Annotated in this window: 16 protein-coding genes; 9 read left to right on the forward strand and 7 right to left on the reverse strand. The window is 58.2% G+C overall.

The genetic code is table 11. From position 1 onward, the window contains the following. Positions 1-60: 60 nt before the first annotated feature. From dksA to thpR, 3 genes are all read right to left on the reverse strand, one after another. Positions 61-516, reverse strand: coding sequence for an RNA polymerase-binding protein DksA (gene dksA, locus ACA108_03820; GenBank protein XEX96684.1), 456 nt, complete (start codon positions 514-516; stop codon positions 61-63). 193 nt (positions 517-709) lie between these two features. Next, positions 710-1,414: a DNA/RNA nuclease SfsA gene (gene sfsA, locus ACA108_03825; GenBank protein XEX96685.1), complete on the reverse strand. Its 705-nt coding sequence runs from the start codon at positions 1,412-1,414 to the stop codon at positions 710-712. Next, positions 1,415-1,954 (reverse strand): RNA 2',3'-cyclic phosphodiesterase, encoded by a 540-nt coding sequence (gene thpR, locus ACA108_03830; GenBank protein ID XEX96686.1) that lies wholly within the window; start codon positions 1,952-1,954, stop codon positions 1,415-1,417. A gap of 73 nt (positions 1,955-2,027) precedes the next feature. On the opposite strand from thpR, the gene hrpB reads away from it, so the two are divergent. The 6 genes from hrpB (at position 2,028) to fhuB (ending at position 13,228) form a co-directional block, all read left to right on the forward strand. Further along, positions 2,028-4,460, forward strand: coding sequence for an ATP-dependent helicase HrpB (hrpB, locus tag ACA108_03835; GenBank protein ID XEX96687.1), 2,433 nt, complete (start codon positions 2,028-2,030; stop codon positions 4,458-4,460). 79 nt (positions 4,461-4,539) lie between these two features. Then, entirely contained in the window at positions 4,540-7,083 is a 2,544-nt protein-coding gene (gene mrcB / locus ACA108_03840; GenBank protein ID XEX96688.1) for a bifunctional glycosyl transferase/transpeptidase, read from the forward strand. A 210-nt stretch (positions 7,084-7,293) separates the two neighbouring features. Then, positions 7,294-9,498: a ferrichrome porin FhuA gene (fhuA, locus tag ACA108_03845; GenBank protein XEX96689.1), complete on the forward strand. Its 2,205-nt coding sequence runs from the start codon at positions 7,294-7,296 to the stop codon at positions 9,496-9,498. Between the two features lie 51 nt (positions 9,499-9,549). Next, positions 9,550-10,347, forward strand: a complete 798-nt coding sequence (gene fhuC / locus ACA108_03850; protein ID XEX96690.1) for a Fe3+-hydroxamate ABC transporter ATP-binding protein FhuC — start codon at positions 9,550-9,552, stop codon at positions 10,345-10,347. Next, the gene (gene fhuD / locus ACA108_03855; protein ID XEX96691.1) at positions 10,347-11,246 is read left to right on the forward strand and encodes a Fe(3+)-hydroxamate ABC transporter substrate-binding protein FhuD; all 900 of its coding nucleotides are present in this window, start codon (positions 10,347-10,349) and stop codon (positions 11,244-11,246) included. Before fhuC ends, fhuD begins: the two co-directional genes overlap by 1 nt. Then, positions 11,243-13,228, forward strand: a complete 1,986-nt coding sequence (gene fhuB, locus ACA108_03860) for a Fe(3+)-hydroxamate ABC transporter permease FhuB (GenBank protein XEX96692.1) — start codon at positions 11,243-11,245, stop codon at positions 13,226-13,228. The genes fhuD and fhuB overlap by 4 nt, the downstream gene beginning before the upstream one ends. Before the next feature lie 68 nt (positions 13,229-13,296). Here the strand turns inward: fhuB and hemL are convergent, their stop codons facing one another. Continuing rightward, positions 13,297-14,577 (reverse strand): glutamate-1-semialdehyde 2,1-aminomutase, encoded by a 1,281-nt coding sequence (hemL, locus tag ACA108_03865; protein ID XEX96693.1) that lies wholly within the window; start codon positions 14,575-14,577, stop codon positions 13,297-13,299. A 138-nt stretch (positions 14,578-14,715) separates the two neighbouring features. Here hemL and clcA point away from each other — a divergent pair, with 138 nt between their 5' ends. Together clcA and erpA are read left to right on the forward strand one after the other, a co-directional pair. Further along, on the forward strand, positions 14,716-16,161 hold the full coding sequence (clcA, locus tag ACA108_03870; GenBank protein ID XEX96694.1) for a H(+)/Cl(-) exchange transporter ClcA: 1,446 nt from the start codon (positions 14,716-14,718) through the stop codon (positions 16,159-16,161). An 81-nt stretch (positions 16,162-16,242) separates the two neighbouring features. Continuing rightward, complete coding sequence (gene erpA / locus ACA108_03875; GenBank protein ID XEX96695.1) at positions 16,243-16,587, forward strand: iron-sulfur cluster insertion protein ErpA; 345 nt, start codon at positions 16,243-16,245, stop codon at positions 16,585-16,587. A gap of 48 nt (positions 16,588-16,635) precedes the next feature. Here the strand turns inward: erpA and ACA108_03880 are convergent, their stop codons facing one another. The 3 genes from ACA108_03880 to mtnN are packed head-to-tail and all read right to left on the reverse strand — an operon-like array spanning position 16,636 to position 18,770. Continuing rightward, positions 16,636-17,256, reverse strand: coding sequence for a TRIC cation channel family protein (locus ACA108_03880; protein XEX96696.1), 621 nt, complete (start codon positions 17,254-17,256; stop codon positions 16,636-16,638). 22 nt (positions 17,257-17,278) lie between these two features. Beyond that, on the reverse strand, positions 17,279-18,079 hold the full coding sequence (gene btuF / locus ACA108_03885) for a vitamin B12 ABC transporter substrate-binding protein BtuF (GenBank protein ID XEX96697.1): 801 nt from the start codon (positions 18,077-18,079) through the stop codon (positions 17,279-17,281). After that, entirely contained in the window at positions 18,072-18,770 is a 699-nt protein-coding gene (gene mtnN / locus ACA108_03890) for a 5'-methylthioadenosine/S-adenosylhomocysteine nucleosidase (GenBank protein ID XEX96698.1), read from the reverse strand. The genes btuF and mtnN overlap by 8 nt, the downstream gene beginning before the upstream one ends. A 94-nt stretch (positions 18,771-18,864) precedes the next feature. Here mtnN and dgt point away from each other — a divergent pair, with 94 nt between their 5' ends. Continuing rightward, positions 18,865-20,379, forward strand: a complete 1,515-nt coding sequence (dgt, locus tag ACA108_03895; protein ID XEX96699.1) for a dGTPase — start codon at positions 18,865-18,867, stop codon at positions 20,377-20,379. Positions 20,380-20,398: the final 19 nt, after the last annotated feature.

A 20,398-nucleotide genomic window follows, 5' to 3' on the forward strand; every position in this document is an offset into this window, starting at 1 on the left:
TCTACAAATAAGTAAGGCGGGAGAAACTCCCGCCTTTGAAAGTGGTGAAATCGCGTGCTGTTAGCCAGCCATCTGTTTTTCGCGAATTTCTGCCAAAGTTTTGCAGTCGATACACAAATCAGCTGTCGGACGCGCTTCAAGACGACGAATACCAATCTCAACGCCGCAGGATTCGCAGTAGCCGAAATCTTCGTCTTCTACTTTCTTGAGCGTCTTCTCGATCTTCTTGATCAGCTTACGTTCGCGATCGCGGTTGCGCAGCTCCAGGCTGAACTCCTCTTCCTGGGCGGCACGGTCGACCGGGTCCGGGAAGTTAGCAGCTTCATCCTGCATGTGCGTGACGGTGCGATCAACTTCGTCCATAAGTTGGTTACGCCAGGCTTCAAGAATACGCCTGAAGTGCGACAGCTGGGCTTCGTTCATGTATTCTTCGCCCGCTTTCTCCTGGTAAGGTTCCACCCCAGCGATGGCGAGGATACTCAGGGACGATGTTTTACGCTTTTGCCCTTCTTGCATGTTGCTTCTCCTTAACACGCACTATCGGTCCCCTGTTGGGGGAAAATCAGGTCGCTATAAATAGCAGATGCTTTTCAGGATGGCAATTATATAAATTTCGCTATTGACAACCCTGTGAGGAAAAGCGTATTTACGCGAGCGACCAGAACACAAAACATACAAAAAGCGTTAACCGTTCTTTGTAAGTGAGATGTTATAAACAGACAGGTAACGGCGAGGTTAGCGTCAGCCCTCTGGCAGAAAGTTCTGCCCGAAAGGCCAATATTTCTACCCCGCATTCCTGCGCCTCGCACAATAATTGCGCATATTTTGCGTCGATGTGGCGTGCCGGAGAGACACGAGTGATGGCGGAGTGTAACACTGCAAACAGCAGCACTGCGCGCTCTCCATGCCTGACCACGCTCATCAATTCCCGGAGATGTTTCTGCCCGCGAAGGCTCACAGCATCAGGGAAAAAGCCACTTCCCTGTTCGGATAACGTGACCGATTTCACTTCAATATAGCAGTTAACTTTGTTATCCGCCTGTAACATAAAATCGATCCGGCTGCGCTCTGCGCCGTACTTCACTTCGCTGTAGATTTTTGTGTAACCGCTTAATTCTGAAAAATGATTTCCGACCAGCGCTTCCTTCACCACGTTATTGGCCTGCAGCGTATTCACGCAGATAAAATCGCCGTTTTGCGTTTCGGTAATCTCCCAGGTATGGGCATATTTACGCTTCGGATTGGCCGAGGTGGAATACCAGACGGTATCACCAGGCGTGGCGCAGCCGGTCATAGCGCCGGTATTGGGACAGTGTAAGGTCAGTAATTCGCCCTGTGGCGTGACCACATCCGCCAGAAAGCGCTTATAGCGTTGAATTAAAGTGGCTGACTGCAGCGCCGGGGAAAACTCCATTTACTCTTCCTTATTATGTAAGGGCCAACGCTCCAGCGGCTGGTAACGGGTGCGGCCCTGGCTGAAAATTGACTCGTAAAGCGCAAACTCCTCAACTTTAAACTGCCAGCGGAAGTTGGGCTGCGGAATGGCGACGGCCTGGGTCACGTTGCGATAGAGCGTAACGTGAGGATGGTAAGGCTGCGGGCTTTGGTAGCAACCGTTACGCGCGGCCTGGGCGCGCAGCATATTGGCTAACTGGATAAGCCCCAGCGACGCATGGCGTGGGCCGAGCCAGACGACTTTTGAGCGAGCCCACAGCCCGGCATCGTCGAGCGTTAGCGTAAAGCCAGACTGCTGGATACGTCCCGCCAGCCGGCTTAGCGCACGCTGTTTTTCGGCGCTGACGTCACCCAAAAAGGCGAGCGTCAGGTGCAGATTCGCTGCCGCAACGGGGCGGCCCGCATCGCCAGGAAAGTTCTCAGCGCGCCAGCTGACGATCTGCTGTTGCACCCCGGCGGGCATGGCGAGGGCGAAGAACAGACGGCGAGTGTCGGCCATGGGGGTCTCTCGGTTATGTGTGTACGGAATGCTACAATGCGCGATTACGTATGTTAACCCTTTGGAGCTGTTTGTGTCGTCATTACCTGTCGCCGCGGTCTTACCCGATGTTCTCAGCGCGCTGCAAGTCGCGCCGCAGGTGCTGCTCAACGCGCCTACCGGGGCAGGGAAATCCACCTGGCTCCCGCTGCAAATCCTCAAAGAGGGCCGGCTGAGCGGAAAAATTCTGCTGCTTGAACCGCGCCGCCTCGCTGCCCGCAACGTTGCCCAGCGCCTGGCGGAGCTTCTTGGCGAAAAGCCCGGCGAAACGGTCGGCTATCGGATGCGGGCGGAAACCTGTATCGGACCTGATACAAAGCTCGAAGTGGTGACCGAAGGGATTTTGACCCGCCTGATCCAGCGCGATCCTGAACTCACCGGCATCGCGCTGGTTATTCTCGATGAATTCCACGAGCGCAGCCTGCAGGCCGATCTGGCGCTCGCGCTTCTGCTGGACGTGCAGCAGGGGCTGCGTGAAGATTTGAAGCTGCTGATTATGTCGGCCACGCTGGATAACCAGCGCCTGCAAAAATGCCTGCCGGACGCGCCCGTCATCAGCTCCGAAGGCCGCGCGCATCCTGTCGAGCGGCGCTACAGTCCGCTGGCGACCCATCAACGTTTTGACGAAGCCGTCGCGGTCGCGGTGGCAAACCTGCTGCGTGAAGAGCCGGGTTCGCTGCTTCTGTTTTTGCCGGGCGTCGGGGAAATCCAGCGCGTGCAGGAGCAATTGCGGGAGCGCGTAGCCAGCGACGTTCAGCTTTGCCCCCTGTACGGTGCGCTGCCGCTAAGCGAACAGCGTAAAGCTATACTTCCAGCCGTGTCGGGCACGCGCAAGGTCGTGCTGGCAACCAACATTGCCGAGACGAGCCTGACGATTGAAGGTATCCGCCTGGTGGTGGACAGCGGGCAGGAGCGTGTCGCCCGTTTTGACGTGCGAACCGGGCTGACCCGCCTGGTAACCCAGCGCATCAGCCAGGCCTCCATGACCCAGCGCGCGGGCCGCGCCGGGCGTCTCGAACCGGGTATTTGCCTGCATCTCACCAGCGCGGAACAGGCCGAACGCGCCGCCGCGCAAAGCGAGCCGGAAATCCTGCAAAGCGATCTTTCCGGCCTGCTGCTTGAGCTTTTACAGTGGGGCTGTCAGCAGCCGGAGCAGCTTACCTGGCTGGATCTGCCGCCTGCGGCTAATCTGCATGCGGCACGGAAGCTTTTACGTCAGCTGAACGCGCTGGATGAGCAGGATCGCCTGACCCCGGCGGGCCAGAAAATGGCGCAGCTTGGCAACGATCCCCGTTTAGCGGCAATGTTGATTGCCGCCAGAACACCCGATGAACAGGCCACCGCGGCCAGGCTGGCGGCAATTCTGGAAGAGCCGCCGCGCGGTCAGGACAGCGATTTACGCAACGCCTTCAGCCGCCGTCAGGATAACTGGCAGCAGCGCAGCGCCAGGCTTCTGAAGCGTCTGAACAGTCGTGGCGGTCAGGCGGATATCTCGCTGGCAGGGCCGCTGCTCGCCTGCGCCTTTGCCGACCGCATTGCCCGCAGACGTGGGCAGGAAGGTCGCTACCAGCTGGCGAACGGCATGGGCGCAATGTTAAATCAGGATGATGCGCTCACCCGCTATGAATGGCTGTTAGCGCCGCTGCTTTTACAGGGCAGCCAGACGCCGGATGCGCGAATGCTTCAGGCTTTGCCGCTGGACATCGACGAGCTCATTGCCAGCGTGCCTGCGCTGCTCGGGCAAAGCGACTCCGTGGAGTGGGACGAAACGCAGGGCACGCTGAAGGCGTTTCGCCGCCAGCAGATTGGCCAGCTGGTGGTAAAAGTGCAGCCGCTGGCGAAACCGTCTGAAGAGGAGCTGCATCGGGCGATGCTCAACGGTATTCGCGAGCGGGGGCTGAGCGTGCTGAACTGGACGCCGCAGGCGCAGCAGCTGCGTATTCGGCTGGCCTGCGCGGCAAAATGGCTGCCTGAGCAAGAATGGTCTGAAATGAGCGACGAGGCGCTGCTGCGTGATTTAGAGGACTGGCTGCTGCCGGAAATGAACGGCGTCCATTCCCTGCGCGCCCTGAAAAATATCGATCTTACCAGGGCGATACAAAACTGGCTCGGCTGGTCACAGCGTCAACGTCTGGATACTGTGCTGCCAACTCATTACACTGTGCCGACCGGTAGCCAGATTACCATTCGTTACGATGAGGACAATCCTCCCGCGCTGGCGGTACGAATGCAGGAAATGTTTGGCGAAGCGCAAACCCCGGTGATTGCCGAGGGGCGCGTACCGCTGGTGCTTGAGCTGCTCTCTCCCGCGCAGCGCCCGCTACAGGTCACGCGTGACTTGACCGCGTTCTGGAACGGGGCATACAGGGAGGTGCAAAAAGAGATGAAAGGGCGCTATCCGAAGCATGTATGGCCGGACTCTCCGGCCGATGCGCTGCCGACAAGGCGTACCAAAAAGTACCAGTGACTTTGAGAGATTTCTTCTTCCGCAAGCCGTGGAAGAAAGGAGAATCAGGCCGTGCGCCTTATATTTGGTGGAGAAAGCAATGGCGGGGAATGACCGCGAACCTATTGGACGCAAGGGGAAACCCTCTCGTCCCGCGAAAGAAAAAGTAAGCCGTCGTCGGGTCAGGGAAGAAGAGTATGACGATGATTACGAAGATGATTATGAAGACGAGGAACCGATGCCACCACGTAAAGGGAAGGGGGGCGGTAAAGGCCGTCCGCCACGGAAGAAACACCGCTGGCTATGGTTCCTGCTGAAGCTGTTCGTCGTCTTTGTGGTGCTGTTTGTGATCTACGGGGTCTATCTGGACCAGCAGATCCGCAGCCGCATCGACGGTAAAGTCTGGCAGCTCCCAGCGGCAGTCTATGGCCGCATGGTGAACCTTGAGCCGGACATGCCGTACAGCAAAAAAGAGATGGTGAACCTGCTGGAAGCCACGCAGTACCGCCAGGTCACGCGCATGACGCGGCCGGGTGAGTTTACCGTGCAGGCCAACAGCATCGAGATGATCCGTCGGCCGTTTGATTTCCCGGACAGCAAAGAAGGACAGATCCGCGCGCGCCTTGTCTTTGACGGCGACCGCCTCGAGTCGATCCAGAACATGGATAACAACCGCAGCTTCGGTTTCTTCCGTCTGGATCCGCGCCTGATCACCATGCTCTCTTCGCCAAACGGCGAACAGCGTCTGTTCGTGCCGCGTACGGGCTTCCCGGATCTGCTGGTGGATACGCTGATTGCCACCGAAGACCGCCACTTCTACGAGCACGACGGCATCAGCCTTTATTCTATTGGCCGTGCCATGCTGGCGAACCTGACGGCAGGCCGTACGGTGCAGGGGGCGAGCACCCTGACGCAGCAGCTGGTGAAGAACCTGTTCCTCTCCAGCAAAAGAACGTACTGGCGTAAGGCGAACGAAGCGTACATGGCGCTGATCATGGATGCCCGCTACGGCAAGGATCGTATTCTTGAGCTGTACCTGAACGAGGTCTACCTCGGCCAGAGCGGCGACAACGAAATTCGTGGTTTCCCGCTCGCGAGCCTCTACTACTTCGGCCGCCCGGTTGAGGAGCTGAGCCTCGATCAGCAGGCGCTGCTGGTGGGCATGGTGAAAGGGGCGTCGATCTATAACCCGTGGCGTAATCCGAAGCTGGCGCTTGAGCGTCGTAACCTGGTGCTGCGCCTGCTGCAGGAGCAGAAGGTTATCGATCAGGAGCTTTACGACATGCTGAGCGCGCGTCCTCTGGGCGTGCAGCCGCGCGGTGGGGTGATTTCACCGCAGCCAGCCTTTATGCAAATGGTGCGTAACGAACTGCAGGCGAAGCTGGGTGACAAAGTGAAAGATCTCTCCGGCGTGAAGATCTTCACCACCTTCGATTCGGTGTCTCAGGATGCGGCGGAAAAAGCAGTGAGCGAAGGCGTACCGGTATTGCGTGCCTCCCGTAAGCTGAAGGATCTGGAAGCGGCAATGGTTATCGTTGATCGCTATACCGGTGAAGTGCGCGCGATGGTCGGCGGGGCGGAAACGCAGTTTGCAGGCTTTAACCGTGCCATGCAGGCGCGCCGTTCAATCGGCTCGCTGGCGAAACCGGCGACCTATCTGACCGCCTTAAGCAAGCCGGATACCTATCGCCTGAACACCTGGATTGCGGATGCGCCAATCTCCCTGCGCCAGCCTAACGGCCAGGTCTGGTCCCCGCAGAACGACGATAAACGTTTCAGCGGCCAGGTTATGCTGGTGGATGCGTTAGCGCGCTCCATGAACGTGCCAACGGTTAACCTTGGCATGGCGATTGGCCTGCCGGCCATCACGGATACCTGGACTAAACTGGGCGTGCCGAAAGATCATCTGAACCCGGTACCGGCCATGATTCTGGGTGCGCTGAACCTGACGCCAATTCAGGTCGCACAGGCGTTTCAGACCATCGCCAGCGGCGGCAGCCGCGCAACGCTTTCCGCGCTGCGCTCGGTTATCGCCGAAGACGGCACGGTGCTGTATCAGAGCTTCCCGCAAGCAGAGCAGGCGGTGCCACCGCAGGCGGCTTACATGACGCTCTATACCATGCAGCAGGTTATGGCCCGTGGTACAGGGCGTGCGCTGGGCGGTAAATATCCGAAGCTTCACCTGGCCGGTAAAACGGGGACCACCAACAACAACGTGGATACCTGGTTTGCGGGCATTGATGGCAAAGAAGTGACCATCACCTGGGTGGGGCGCGATAACAACCAGCCAACGAAGCTGTACGGCGCAAGCGGTGCGATGGCGCTTTACCAGCGCTATCTCGCGGCGCAAACGCCGATCCCGCTGACGCTAACGCAGCCGGAAGATATTGTGGATATGGGTGTGGATGACGCGGGTAACTTCCAGTGCAGCGGCGGTCAGACGCGTACCCTGCCTGTCTGGACAACGAACCCGGATGCGCTTTGCCAGCAGAGCCTGCAACAGCAGCAGACGAACAACCCGTTCGACCAGTCTTCTGAGCAGCCTCAGCAGCAGCCACAACAGCAGCAACAGCAGCAGCCTCAGAAGCAGGAAGAGAGCGACGGCGTTGCCGGCTGGATCAAGGATATGTTTGGCAGTAAATAATCAGGCCTGATATGCCCGCAAAGCCCTCGTTTCCCACGGGGGCTTTTCTTTTTTCTATCCCCGCACAATCCCTCTGGTTAATTATTATTCCCTCAGCCCCGTCAGGGTTGTGATCCGCTTGCTATGCGCTTTCCGTTTCGTCTATTATTCTGCGGCATAATAATAATTATCGTTTAGGTTATCATTCTTCACTTCATCAGAGATTATACAATGGCGCGTTCACTCGTGGGACTTACAGTTAACACCTCAGTTCGTCAACTTGCACTGTTCGTTGCGGCCACCCTGGGCGGCGTCAGCGTATCGAGCTTCGCCGCGGATACCGCAACCAAGAAAGAAGACACCATTACCGTTATTGCGGCACCTGTCGCGCAGGAAGATCCGCTGGGCCCTGCTGCTACCGTTGCGGCAAAACGTACCGTGACCGCCACCAAAACCGACACGCCAATTGAAAAGACGCCGCAGTCTATTTCTGTTGTGACACGTGAAGAGATGGAAACCAAACAGCCGCAGACCGTTAAAGACGCTCTGAGCTATACGCCGAGCGTATTTTCTACTCGCGGCAGCTCATCTGCCTATGACGTTGTGTCTATCCGTGGCTTCACGACCTCTTCGACCGTCAATACCAACCAGTATCTGGACGGCATGAAACTTCAGGGCGATAACTACTCCGAAGCCTCCATGGACCCTTACTTCCTGGAGCGCGTTGAGCTGCTGCGCGGCCCGGTATCCGTCCTTTACGGGAAGAGCAACCCGGGTGGCGTTGTCAGCATGGTCAGCAAGCGTCCGACTACCGAACCGCTGAAAGAAATCCAGTTCAAAATGGGCACTGATAACCTGTGGCAGACTGGTTTTGACTTCAGCGACGCGCTGGACGACGACGGCGTGTACTCCTATCGTCTGACCGGCCTTGCCCGCAGTGAAAACGCGCAGCAGGAAATGGTGAAGTCTAACCGCTACGCTATCGCCCCCTCTTTCAGCTGGCGTCCGGATGACAAAACCGACTTCACCTTCCTGAGCAACTTCCAGAGCGACCCGCATGCCGGTTACTACGGCTGGCTACCGCGTGAAGGCACTGTGGTGCCCTATAAAGACGCGAACGGTAACGAACACAAGCTGCCAACTGATTTCAACGAAGGTGAAGACAGCAACAAGCTGGCGCGCCGTCAGCAGATGGTGGGCTACAGCTTCGCACACGAATTTAACGATACCTGGACTGTGCGTCAGAACCTGCGCTACACGCAGGTTCATACGCTGTACGACTCCGTGTATGGCAACGGCTATATCTCCCCGGGCAAAATCAGCCGCGCCTACGTGCGTTCCGATGAAGACCTGAACAACTTCACCGTTGATACCCAGGCGCAGGCTAAATTTGCAACCGGCGCGGTCGACCACACCCTGTTAACCGGTGTGGATTACATGCGTATGCGTAACGACATCGATGCGGATTATGGCTCTGCCAGCCCAATCGATATGCATAACCCGCAGTATGGTAATGCTAACGTGGTGACTTTCTTCCCGTACGAAGTCCTGAACCGTCAGGAGCAGACCGGTCTGTACGTACAGGATCAGGCAGAATGGAACAAATTTGTGCTGACCCTGGGCGGTCGTTACGACTTTGCGAAAACGTCTACCCTGACGCGCTCCAGCAATACTACTGCGGAAATCAACGACGAGCAGTTCACCTGGCGCGGCGGCCTGAACTACGTGTTCGATAACGGTATCGCGCCGTACATCAGCTACAGCGAATCTTTCGAGCCGGTATCGGGTGCGACCAAACAGGGTAAACCGTTCGATCCTTCGATGGGCAAACAGTACGAAGCGGGTGTGAAATACGTACCGAAAGATCTACCGGTTGTGATTACCGCAGCGGTGTACCAGCTGACGAAAGACAACAACCTGACTGTCGATCCTACTGACAACGCCTTCAGCGTGCAGGGTGGCGAAATTCGCTCCCGCGGCTTTGAGCTGGAAGCGAAAGCGGCCGTTAACGCGAACATCAACGTGACCGCGGCCTACAGCTTTACCGACGCCGAGTACACCCACGACACGCTGTATGAAGGCAAGCGTCCTGCGGAAGTGCCGCGCAACATGGCCTCCCTGTGGGCTGACTACACCTTCCACGAAACGGCGCTCAGCGGATTAACCTTTGGCGCAGGTGCGCGCTATGTTGGCTCTACGTCCAGCTTCTATACTACTGGCCCGCAGACTAACGAAGCCTTCAACGTAGCGAGCTACACGGTAGCGGATGCGATGGTGAAATACGATCTGGCGCGCTTCGGTATGCCTGGCTCGTCCGTTGGGGTGAACGTTAACAACCTGTTCGATCGTGAGTATGTCTCCAGCTGCTACCGCGACTACGCCTGCTACTGGGGTGCAGAACGTCAGGTGGTTGCAACCGCGACCTTCCGCTTCTAATCGCTCTCAGGATGCGGCGGTTCGCCGCATCCATCAACAAGTTGGGTTCCCATGCAGGACAAACACCCCCATCCCGATACCACATTCAGCCTTTCTGACGTCACCTTCCGCGTGCCGGGTCGTACGCTGCTCCATCCCCTCTCGTTCACCTTCCCGATGGGGAAAGTCACGGGCCTGATTGGCCACAACGGTTCCGGTAAGTCCACGCTCCTGAAAATGCTTGGCCGCCACCAGAAGCAGTCGGACGGGGAGATCCTGCTTAACGATAGGCCTCTGGACGACTGGAACAGCAAGGCGTTCGCCCGCCAGGTGGCTTATCTTCCGCAGCAGCTGCCTGCCGCAGAAGGCATGACGGTGCGTGAGCTGGTGGCGATAGGACGCTACCCGTGGCACGGGGCGCTAGGGCGCTTTGGCGCGGCGGACCGCGAGCTTGTTGAAGAGGCGATTTCGCTGGTTGGCCTTAAGCCTTTTGCCCACCGTCTGGTGGACAGCCTTTCGGGCGGCGAGCGGCAGCGCGCGTGGATTGCCATGCTGGTCGCCCAGGACAGCCGCTGCCTGCTGCTGGATGAACCCACCTCCGCACTTGATATTGCCCATCAGGTCGACGTGCTGGCGCTGATTCATCGCCTGAGCCAGCAGCGAGGCCTGACGGTGATCGCCGTTCTGCACGACATCAATATGGCCGCCCGCTACTGTGATCATCTGGTGGCGCTGCGCGGTGGGGAAATGATTGCCCAGGGAAATCCGGCTGAGATCATGCAAAGCGAAACGCTGGAGCATATTTACGGCATCCCGATGGGCATCCTGCCACACCCGGCAGGGGCTGCACCGGTGAGCTTCGTTTACTGATGCCTGAATATCTCAATCCCCCTGTGAGCCGTCGTCAGCTGTTGACTGCGCTGGCGCTGTCGCCGCTCCTGCTGAAGGCCGGTTTCGCCCAGGCGGCCCCGGTTGATGTCAGCCGCGTTGTGGCCCTTGAATGGCTGCCCGTTGAGCTCCTGCTTGCGTTAGGCGTCACACCTATGGCGATGGCGGACAAACTAAATTATCACGCCTGGGTAGGCGAACCGAAACTGCCCGAAAGGGTCATTGACGTCGGGCTGCGCACGGAACCGAATCTCGAACTGCTTACCCAGCTGAAACCGTCGCTGATAATCTATTCCGCAGGCTACGGTCCGTCGCCCGATAAAATGGCCCGCATCGCGCCGGGAATGGGGTTTAACTTCAATGATGGAACGGGCAAGCCCCTGAGCGTAGCCCGCAAATCGCTGGTTGAGCTCGGTGTGACGCTGGGCAGACCGCAGGCCGCAGCCGAGCATCTGGCGAAGTTTGACCGTTTTATTGCCGATATGAAGCCGCGCTTTGCCGCACGGGGCGATACGCCGGTGCTGTTGATGACGCTGCTCGACCCCCGCCATGCGCTGGTGGTCGGCGAAAACAGCCTGTTCCAGGAGGTCATGGATCTGCTGGGGGTGAAAAATGCCTGGCATGGCGAAACCAACTTCTGGGGTACGGCGGTGGTCGGCCTTGAGCGGCTTGCCGCCATCAAAGATGCGGACGTTATCTGCTTCGATCACAACAACGATGCCGAAATGGAAAAAGTCATGGCGACCCCGCTGTGGAAAGCGATGCCGTTCGTGCGTCAGCAGCGTTTCCAGCGCGTGCCTGCCGTGTGGCTGTACGGCGCAACCCTCTCCGCCATGAACTTCACAACGATGCTGGCAAAAGCCGTAGGGAGCGAAGCGTGAGGCGTCATCATGTCCTGTTTCCGGTCGTGCTGCTTGCGTTGCTGTTTATCGCGGCCCTCTGGCTGACGCTGCATAACCTGAACGTACAGCTCCCTTCGGCGCAATGGTCAAAAGCCTGGTGGCAGCCGAATATCGACGATATCAGCCAGATGCTGTTCCATTACAGCTCCCTGCCTCGCCTGGCGATTTCGCTGCTGGTCGGGGCCGGGCTGGGGCTGGTGGGCGTGCTGTTCCAGCAGGTATTACGTAACCCCCTTGCCGAACCGACGACCCTTGGCGTGGCGAGCGGCGCGCAGCTCGGCGTTACCGTCGCAACCCTCTGGGCCTTGCCGGGCGGTTTCGAAACGCAACAGTTTGCTGCGCTGATTGGCGCGGGCGTGGTCGGCCTGCTGGTCTTTGGCGTGGCGTGGGGCAAGCGCCTCTCACCGGTCACGTTGATCCTGGCGGGGCTGGTCGTCAGCCTTTACTGCGGCGCGGTGAACCAGCTGCTGGCAATTTTCCACCATGACCAGCTGCAAAATATGTTCCTGTGGAGCACCGGGGCGCTGAACCAGACGGACTGGAGCATCGTTAACGGCCTGTGGCCGCGCCTGGTGGGCGGAATGCTGCTGACGCTCCTGCTGCTGCGTCCGCTTACGCTGATGGGGCTGGATGACGGCGTTGCCCGTAATCTGGGCCTGGCGCTCTCGCTGGTCCGCCTTGCGACGTTAACTCTCGCCATCGCCATGAGTGCCTTACTGGTTAACGCGGTAGGCATCATTGGCTTTATCGGCCTGTTTGCCCCTTTGCTGGCGAAGATGCTCGGCGCCCGACGCCTGGTGGCCCGGCTTTTCCTGGCCCCGCTGATTGGCGCGCTGATCCTCTGGCTTTCGGATCAGGCTGTCATCTGGCTGACCGGCGCGTGGCGTGAAATCTCTACCGGCACGGTTACCGCTCTGATTGGCGCTCCACTGTTGCTGTGGCTGCTGCCGCGCCTGCGTACCGTCGGCACGCCTGCTTTGAATGCGGGGGATAACGTCCCGGCGGAACGCCAGCATGTTGGCTGGTGGATTCTGGTTGCGGGCGGCCTGCTGGCGCTGGTTATCGTCACCGCGCTTACGCTGGGGCGCGATGCCCACGGCTGGAACTGGGTGAACGGCGAAATGTTCCACGACCTGCTGCCGTGGCGCTGGCCGCGTATGCTGGCGGCGCTGACCGCCGGGATGATGCTGGCGGTAGCGGGCTGCGTGATACAGCGCCTGACGGGGAATGCGATGGCCAGCCCCGAAGTGCTGGGGATAAGCTCCGGCGCGGCGTTTGGCGTGGTCGTGATGCTGTTTATCGTACCCGGTAATGCTTTCGGCTGGCTGTTCCCGGCGGGCAGCCTGGGTGCGGCAATCACACTGCTGGTGATCATGATCGCAGCCGGAAGAGGGGGCTTTTCACCGCAGCGCATGCTGCTGGCGGGGATGGCGCTCAGTACCGCGTTTACCATGCTGCTGATGCTGCTGATGGCAAGCGGCGACCCGAGGATGGCGGGGATCCTTACCTGGATTTCTGGTTCGACCTATAACGTCACGGGCGAGCAGGCCGTCAAAACGCTGATTCTGATGGTAGTGCTGTTTGCGCTTACGCCGCTGTGCCGTCGCTGGCTGATGATTCTGCCGCTGGGTGGAGCAACCGCCCGTGCGGTGGGTATGTCGCTGACCCCGTCCCGCTTTGCCCTGCTGCTGCTGGCCGCAACGCTGACCGCTGCCGCTACGCTTACTGTTGGGCCGTTAAGTTTTGTTGGCTTAATGGCACCGCATATTGCCAGGATGCTGGGCTTCAGGCGTGCGATGCCGCAGCTGATGATGGCTGCATTCATTGGTGGCATGCTGATGGTGGCGGCAGACTGGTGCGGAAGGATGGTGCTGTTCCCGGATCAAATCCCTGCCGGGCTGCTGGCGACCTTTATCGGCGCGCCTTACTTTGTTTATCTGCTGCGTAAGCAGAGCCGCTGATTCGGTAGATGACGCTTCGCTTATCCCTCCTACGGAGAATAGTTTCGTAGGAGGGATAAGATTACGGGTTACAGCTTCGCAAACACCCGACGTGCGGCGTCGATGGTCTTCTGAATATCTTCCTTCGAGTGCGCAACCGACATAAAGCCCGCTTCAAACGCGGACGGTGCCAGGTACACGCCTTCTTCCAGCATCAGATGGAAGAACTTCTTAAAGCGTTCCACGTCGCAGCCCATCACGTCCTGATAGTTGGTCACGGTTGGCGCATCGGTAAAGAACAGGCCGAACATGCCGCCTACGTTGTTAACAACCAGCGGGATGTTTTCTGCTTTTGCAGCTTTTAACAGGCCGCTGGCCAGCATTTCGGTCAGTTCGGTCAGCGTCTGGTGGATGCCCGGGGGGGAAACCTCGGTCAGACAGGCATAGCCCGCCGCCATGGCGATTGGGTTACCGGACAGCGTTCCCGCCTGGTAAACCGGCCCGGTTGGCGCCAGCGCTTCCATAACATCGCGACGACCGCCGAAGGCACCCACCGGCATTCCGCCGCCGATGATTTTACCCAGGCAGGTCAGGTCGGGCTCCACGCCGTAGTAAGACTGCGCGCCAGCCAGCGCGACGCGGAAGCCGGTCATTACTTCGTCGATGATCAGCAGCGCGCCGAACTCGTCGCACAGGGCGCGCAGGCCCGGCAGGAAGTCCGCGTTTGGTGGGATGCAGTTCATGTTGCCCGCAACCGGCTCAACGATGATGCAGGCCACATCCTGCGGATACAGCTCAAATGCTTCGCGAACGGAGGCGAGATCGTTGTAGGTACAGGTCAGGGTATGTTTGGCGAAATCAGCCGGTACGCCCGGTGAATTCGGCTGGCCCAGGGTCAGCGCGCCGGAGCCCGCTTTCACCAGCAGGTGGTCGGCGTGCCCGTGGTAGCAGCCTTCAAACTTGATGATTTTATCGCGGCCGGTAAAGCCGCGCGCCAGGCGAATGGCGCTCATGGTGGCTTCGGTTCCGGAGTTCACCATGCGGACCATGTCCATGGTCGGCACCAGCTCACACACCAGCTCCGCCATTTTCACTTCCATTTCGGTCGGCGCACCGAAGCTCAGGCCGCGCTCAACCGCTTCAATAACCGCGTTGCGGATAGCCGGGTGGTTATGCCCCAGCACCATCGGACCCCAGGAGCCGACGTAATCGATATAGGCTTTGCCGTCCGCATCGTACAGGTAGGCCCCGTCGGCACGTTCAACAAACAGCGGGACACCGCCGACTCCGGTAAAAGCACGAACCGGCGAGTTCACCCCGCCGGGAATGACTTTGCGGGCGGCATCGTACAGGTTTTCTGACTTACTCATGAATCGGCTCCTGATTCGTGGAAATAGGGACAACACGCTATTCTAAGGGAAACCTTCGTGGTTATGAAAGTTTTGCCCGAAAGCGCAGAGCGGGTAGAATGCCCGCTCAATTTATAATACTTATTAATGATGACTCCAATGAACCCTTCCCACCCCTCTTTTGAAGCACAGGAAGTCGTGCGCTTACGTAGGGGCGACATGGTGCGTCGCCTGATCCGCCGGGATAAAACCCCGGTGGCAATTCTTTTCATGGCAGCGATCGTTGGAACACTGGCCGGTCTGGTCGGCGTGGCGTTTGAAAAATCAGTGACCTGGGTGCAGCAAAATCGCCTGGCGATGCTCGCTCACGTGGCGGACTACTCGCTGATTGTCTGGCCGCTGGCGTTTATCAGCTCGATGCTGCTGGCGATGGTGGGTTACTACCTCGTCAGGCGTTTTGCGCCGGAAGCGGGAGGCTCCGGTATCCCTGAAATTGAAGGCGCGCTGGAAGAACTTCGTCCGGTTCGCTGGTGGCGCGTTATTCCGGTGAAGTTTATCGGCGGCATGGGGACGCTCGGCGCAGGGATGGTGCTGGGCCGCGAAGGCCCGACGGTACAGCTGGGCGGAAACATTGGCCGCATGGTGCTGGATATTTTCCGGCTGCGCGGTGCCGAAGCTCGTCACTCTTTATTGGCTACCGGTGCGGCAGCGGGCCTGTCGGCGGCCTTTAACGCGCCGCTGGCGGGAATTTTGTTTATCATCGAAGAGATGCGCCCGCAGTTTCGCTACAACCTTATTTCCATCAAGGCCGTGTTTATCGGCGTTATCATGTCTAGCGTGGTGTTCCGCATCTTCAACGGTGAAAGCGCCGTCATAGAAGTGGGCAAGCTTTCAAATGCTCCCGTTAATACGCTCTGGCTGTATCTGATGCTGGGTATGGTATTCGGCGTGGTTGGCGTGTTGTTTAACAGGCTGATTTTCCGCACTCAGGATCTGTTCCAGCGTATACACGGCGGCGACATTAAAAAATGGGTGCTGATTGGCGGCCTGCTGGGCGGCGTCTGCGGTGTGCTGGGGCTGATTCAGCCCGCGGCGGCAGGCGGCGGTTTTAATCTCATTCCAATCGCGGCTGCCGGTAACTACACCGTGGGCATGCTGCTGTTTATTTTTATTGCCCGCGTACTCACCACGCTGCTGTGTTTCTCTTCGGGCGCACCGGGAGGGATTTTCGCCCCGATGCTGGCGCTCGGCACGTTGCTCGGCACGGCGTTTGGCCTGGCCTGTACGGCATGGTTCCCTGCCTATCATCTTGAAGTAGGCACCTTTGCGATAGCGGGCATGGGGGCGCTGTTTGCCGCCTCGGTGCGCGCGCCGCTGACCGGCATCGTGCTGGTGCTGGAAATGACGGACAATTATCAGCTCATTTTGCCAATGATCATTACCTGTCTTGGCGCGACACTGTTAGCCCAGTTCCTCGGAGGCAAACCGCTTTACTCTTCAATTCTTGAGCGAACGCTCGCGAAACAGGAGGCCGAACAGCAGGCAAAACAACAGGCTGAACAGCAGGCTAAGGCCCAGGTAACGCCGAGCGGGGAGAATACTTGAACGATTTACCAGGGTATTAGATAATGGCCCTAAAGATCGGGTTAATCTTTGCCCGATTTCTTATTTCGTTGGGAGCAAAAAATGAGTGATGACGTAGCGCTGCCCCTGCAGTTTACCGAAGCCGCAGCCAGTAAAGTTAAGAGCCTGATCGCAGACGAAGAGAACCCGAATCTGAAACTGCGCGTCTACATCACCGGTGGTGGGTGCAGCGGCTTCCAGTACGGTTTTACCTTTGATGACCAGATCAACGATGGCGACATGACCATCGAGAAGCAGGGCGTTGCGCTGGTGGTCGATCCGATGAGCCTGCAATATCTGGTGGGCGGTGCGGTGGATTACACCGAAGGTCTGGAAGGTTCTCGCTTCATCGTGAGCAACCCGAACGCCAAAAGCACCTGCGGGTGCGGTTCTTCTTTCAGCGTATAACCGCTGCGGGAAAAGAAAACCGGGTTGGTTAACCCGGTTTTTTTATGCCTACGATTTGTCTTCCAGGGCAAAGGTTGGCAGTTTCAGGTGCCAGCGAATAGCCGCCAGGCGTATCACCAGCGTAACCGTCATCCCAATCATGCTTGCCTGTTCCAGCGGTATCCTGAAGGTATAAAAGGCAGTGGCGTGAACGATCCCGCCGATAATGCAGGCGGTGGCATAAATCTCGGTACGCAGGATCATGGGGATTTCGCGCGCCAGCACATCGCGTATAATCCCGCCGCCCACGCCGGTCAGTACGCCCATGCATATGGCAATCAAAGGGCTGGTCCCCGCCAGAAACGCTTTGTTCACGCCGATGCCGACAAACACGGCAAGGCCGACGGCATCGAGCACAGGCAGTATCCACTTAGGCAGCCGGCGCGGCTGGCGTATCAGCAGGATTGTCAGCAGACAGGTCACCATTGCCACCACGAGATCGGTAGGATCCTTCACCCAAAATACCGGGCCATTATCCAGCGCCATATCGCGGATCGTCCCGCCGCCAACGGCTGTCACTACGCCAAGCACCAGCACGCCGAACGGATCCATTCGTAGTTTCCCTGCCAGCAGCACTCCGGAGATGGCAAACACCGCGGTGCCGATAATATCCAGCCAGTAGACCAGCATTGATTACCCTCAAATCAAGACGTTATTGTTGCGCCAGCTCCTGACAGAGCTGTTTTGCGGCGAGGATAATACGCGGGCCCGAGCGGCTAAACCAGTCATCATTGATGGCAATAACCGGAATTTTTAGCTGGCTTTGCCAGAACTGCTGAACCGCCGGGACCTGGGCCGTATCGCCCGCGATAATAATAGCCTGAGGTTTACGTGCCAGTACCTTCTCGCGGCTGACCTGGGGCCAGGGAACGCGGCTGTCGGCAAAAATATTTTGTCCGCCGCAGACCTCCACAATTTCGTTCTGCAGGGAACCTGTTCCGGTGGTAAAGAGAGGATGTTGCCCAAACTGGAGGAACACTTTTTTCTTCGCGCTGCGGGCATACTGCGATTTTAGCTGCGCAAACTCTGCTGCCAGTTTATCGGCTGATTCCGTGGCCTTTGCGGGCGTAGGGCTGTATTGGCCCAGCTCGCGGAGCGCTGAAATTACGCCGTCCACGGTGGTGGGATCCAGCCAGACAATCCTGATGCCCAGCGAGGCCAGCTGGTTGACCTGGCGCTCCGCGTTTCCGGCACGCCAGGCCAGCACCACATCAGGTTTAAGCGCCACGATGCGTTCCAGGTTCATCCCCTGCCAGTTCGCCACCTGTTCAAGCTTTTTCGCCTCTGGCGGATAGTCCGACCAGGCGCTGGCGGCCACCGGCGTAATCCCTGCGGCATAGGCCAGCTCGGTGTTACTCGGCGACAGGGAGATCACCCGCGGCGCGGCAAAGAGCAGCGCCGGGAGGGAGAACACAAGCGCGCTTACCGCGCGCCAGAACGTCCTGTTATGCACGAGCCAGCTTCTGCACCAGGTTTTCCACCATCAGGGTAGACTGCTTAGCGGCAACGGCCAGGAACTCGTCAAAGCTAAGATGGGACTGCTGGTCGGCTACGTCGGAGATGGCGCGAACAACAACGAACGGTGTCCCGAAGTTGTGGCAAACGTGGGCCACGGCGGTTGCTTCCATTTCCACGGCAACGGCCTGCGGGAAGTTGTGGCGGATTTTAGCCAGCGCAACAGAGCCGTTGATGAACGCATCGCCGCTCACCACCAGGCCGCGTACCGCGTTCAGGTTCAGCTCGCTGATGCAGGCTTCAGCCGCGGCAATCAGCTTCGCGTCAGCGGCAAAGCCCGCCGGGCAGCCGGGCAGCTGGCCATATTCATAGCCAAAAGCGGTGACGTCCGCATCGTGATAGCGCACTTCGTCAGAGACAACGATATCGCCTACTTTCAGCGTTGGCGCCAGGCCACCTGCGGAGCCGGTGTTGATCACCACGTCAGGCTTGAAATGCTCGAGCAGTAAGGTTGCGCCCAGAGCAGCCGCGACTTTACCGATGCCGGATTTCAGCAACGCCACTTCTACACCATCCAGAGTGCCGGTGTAAATTTCACACCCTGCAAGCTTCAGCGTCTGACGGTTTTCGATTTTGTCACGCAGCAGCGTAACTTCTTCTTCCATTGCACCAATAATGCCTGCTTTCATAGAGATACTCGCTAATGTGTTAGTTCAGGGGCATAGTCTATCATGGCAGACAGGCAGGAATTAATTTGCGATTTAAGCAGGCGAGGGAGAAGACATGAGTGAAATCGATTTCCGCAGGAAAATTAACTGGCACCGTCGCTTCCGCTCGCCCGAGGGCGTAAAGAACGAACATGAGATCCTGCGCATATTTGAAAGCGACCGTGGCCGCATCGTCAACTCTCCGGCCATCCGGCGCCTGCAGCAGAAAACCCAGGTATTCCCGCTGGAGCGCAATGCTGCGGTACGCACCCGCCTGACCCATTCGCTGGAGGTGCAGCAGGTGGGGCGCTATATCGCCAAAGAGGTCCTGAGCCGTCTTAAAGAGCAGCAAAGCCTTGAAAAATACGGGCTGGATGAACTGACCGGGCCGTTTGAAAGCATCGTTGAGATGGCCTGCCTGATGCACGATATCGGCAATCCGCCCTTCGGCCATTTTGGTGAATCGGCGATTAACGACTGGTTCCGCCAGCGCCTGTTTCCTGCGGATGCGGGCAGCCAGCCGCGCAGCGATGACCGCTGCAGGGTCGATGCGCTGCGCCTGCGGGAAGGGGAGGAAAAACTGAACGAGCTGCGTCGCAACGTGCGGCAGGATCTCTGCCAGTTTGAGGGCAATGCCCAGGGCATTCGTCTGGTGCACAGCCTGCTGCGCATGAACCTCACCTGGGCGCAGGTTGGCTGTATTCTCAAATACACCCGCCCGGCCTGGCTGGTGGGTAAACCGCCGGAAAGCCATGCCTATCTGATGAAAAAACCGGGTTTTTACCTTTCTGAAGAGGCTTATATCAGGCGACTGCGGGCCGAGCTGGAACTTGGCGAGTTCAGCCGCTTCCCGCTGACCTGGATTATGGAGGCGGCGGACGATATCTCCTACTGCGTGGCCGACCTGGAAGACGCGGTGGAAAAGAGGATCTTCAGCGTGGAGCTGCTTTACCAGCATCTACGTGACGCCTGGGGCGAACATCAGTCCGGCGATCTTTTTGAGGAGGTCGTTAACGAGGCGTGGCGCAAATCCAGCACTAATCAGATGAGCCGTAACACCGAAGATCAGTTCTTTATGTACCTGCGGGTCAATACGTTAAATCAGCTGGTGCCGTACGCCGCGCAGCGCTTTATCGATAATCTGCCGGAGATTTTCAACGGCGAGTTCAATCACGCCCTGCTGGAGGACGACAGCCCCTTCGCACGCCTGCTGGAACTCTATAAGCAGGTGGCAGTACAGCATGTTTTCAACCATCATGAAGTGGAACAGCTTGAGTTACAGGGCTATCGCGTCATCAGTGGCTTACTTGAAATTTACAGTCCGCTGCTCAATATAGCAGCTGAGGATTTTGCCGAACTGGTGGAAAAAGAGAGCCTGCGCCGTATGCCAATCGAGACGCGGCTTTTCCACAAACTGTCCACCAAACACCGGCTGGCCTATGTTGAAGCGGTAAGTGATTTAGCGCCCTCGTGCGCTGAATATGCGGTATGGGAGTTCTACTATCGCTGCCGCCTTATTCAGGACTATATCAGCGGCATGACCGATTTATATGCCTGGGACGAGTATCGCCGATTGATGGCAGTGGAGTAACAAGCCGTTTAGTTTTGTA

The organism is Dryocola sp. LX212, from assembly GCA_041504365.1.
GTDB lineage: Bacteria > Pseudomonadota > Gammaproteobacteria > Enterobacterales > Enterobacteriaceae > Dryocola.

What these genes read in the sequence shown, in the direction of transcription:
- dksA (XEX96684.1), bottom strand. Translation starts at nt 516, where the DNA reads ATGCAAGAAGGGCAAAAGCGTAAAACATCGTCCCTGAGTATCCTCGCC.
- sfsA (XEX96685.1), bottom strand. Translation starts at nt 1,414, where the DNA reads ATGGAGTTTTCCCCGGCGCTGCAGTCAGCCACTTTAATTCAACGCTAT.
- thpR (XEX96686.1), bottom strand. Translation starts at nt 1,954, where the DNA reads ATGGCCGACACTCGCCGTCTGTTCTTCGCCCTCGCCATGCCCGCCGGG.
- mrcB (XEX96688.1), top strand. Translation starts at nt 4,540, where the DNA reads ATGGCGGGGAATGACCGCGAACCTATTGGACGCAAGGGGAAACCCTCT.
- fhuA (XEX96689.1), top strand. Translation starts at nt 7,294, where the DNA reads ATGGCGCGTTCACTCGTGGGACTTACAGTTAACACCTCAGTTCGTCAA.
- fhuC (XEX96690.1), top strand. Translation starts at nt 9,550, where the DNA reads ATGCAGGACAAACACCCCCATCCCGATACCACATTCAGCCTTTCTGAC.
- fhuD (XEX96691.1), top strand. Translation starts at nt 10,347, where the DNA reads ATGCCTGAATATCTCAATCCCCCTGTGAGCCGTCGTCAGCTGTTGACT.
- hemL (XEX96693.1), bottom strand. Translation starts at nt 14,577, where the DNA reads ATGAGTAAGTCAGAAAACCTGTACGATGCCGCCCGCAAAGTCATTCCC.
- clcA (XEX96694.1), top strand. Translation starts at nt 14,716, where the DNA reads ATGAACCCTTCCCACCCCTCTTTTGAAGCACAGGAAGTCGTGCGCTTA.
- erpA (XEX96695.1), top strand. Translation starts at nt 16,243, where the DNA reads ATGAGTGATGACGTAGCGCTGCCCCTGCAGTTTACCGAAGCCGCAGCC.
- ACA108_03880 (XEX96696.1), bottom strand. Translation starts at nt 17,256, where the DNA reads ATGCTGGTCTACTGGCTGGATATTATCGGCACCGCGGTGTTTGCCATC.
- mtnN (XEX96698.1), bottom strand. Translation starts at nt 18,770, where the DNA reads ATGAAAGCAGGCATTATTGGTGCAATGGAAGAAGAAGTTACGCTGCTG.
- dgt (XEX96699.1), top strand. Translation starts at nt 18,865, where the DNA reads ATGAGTGAAATCGATTTCCGCAGGAAAATTAACTGGCACCGTCGCTTC.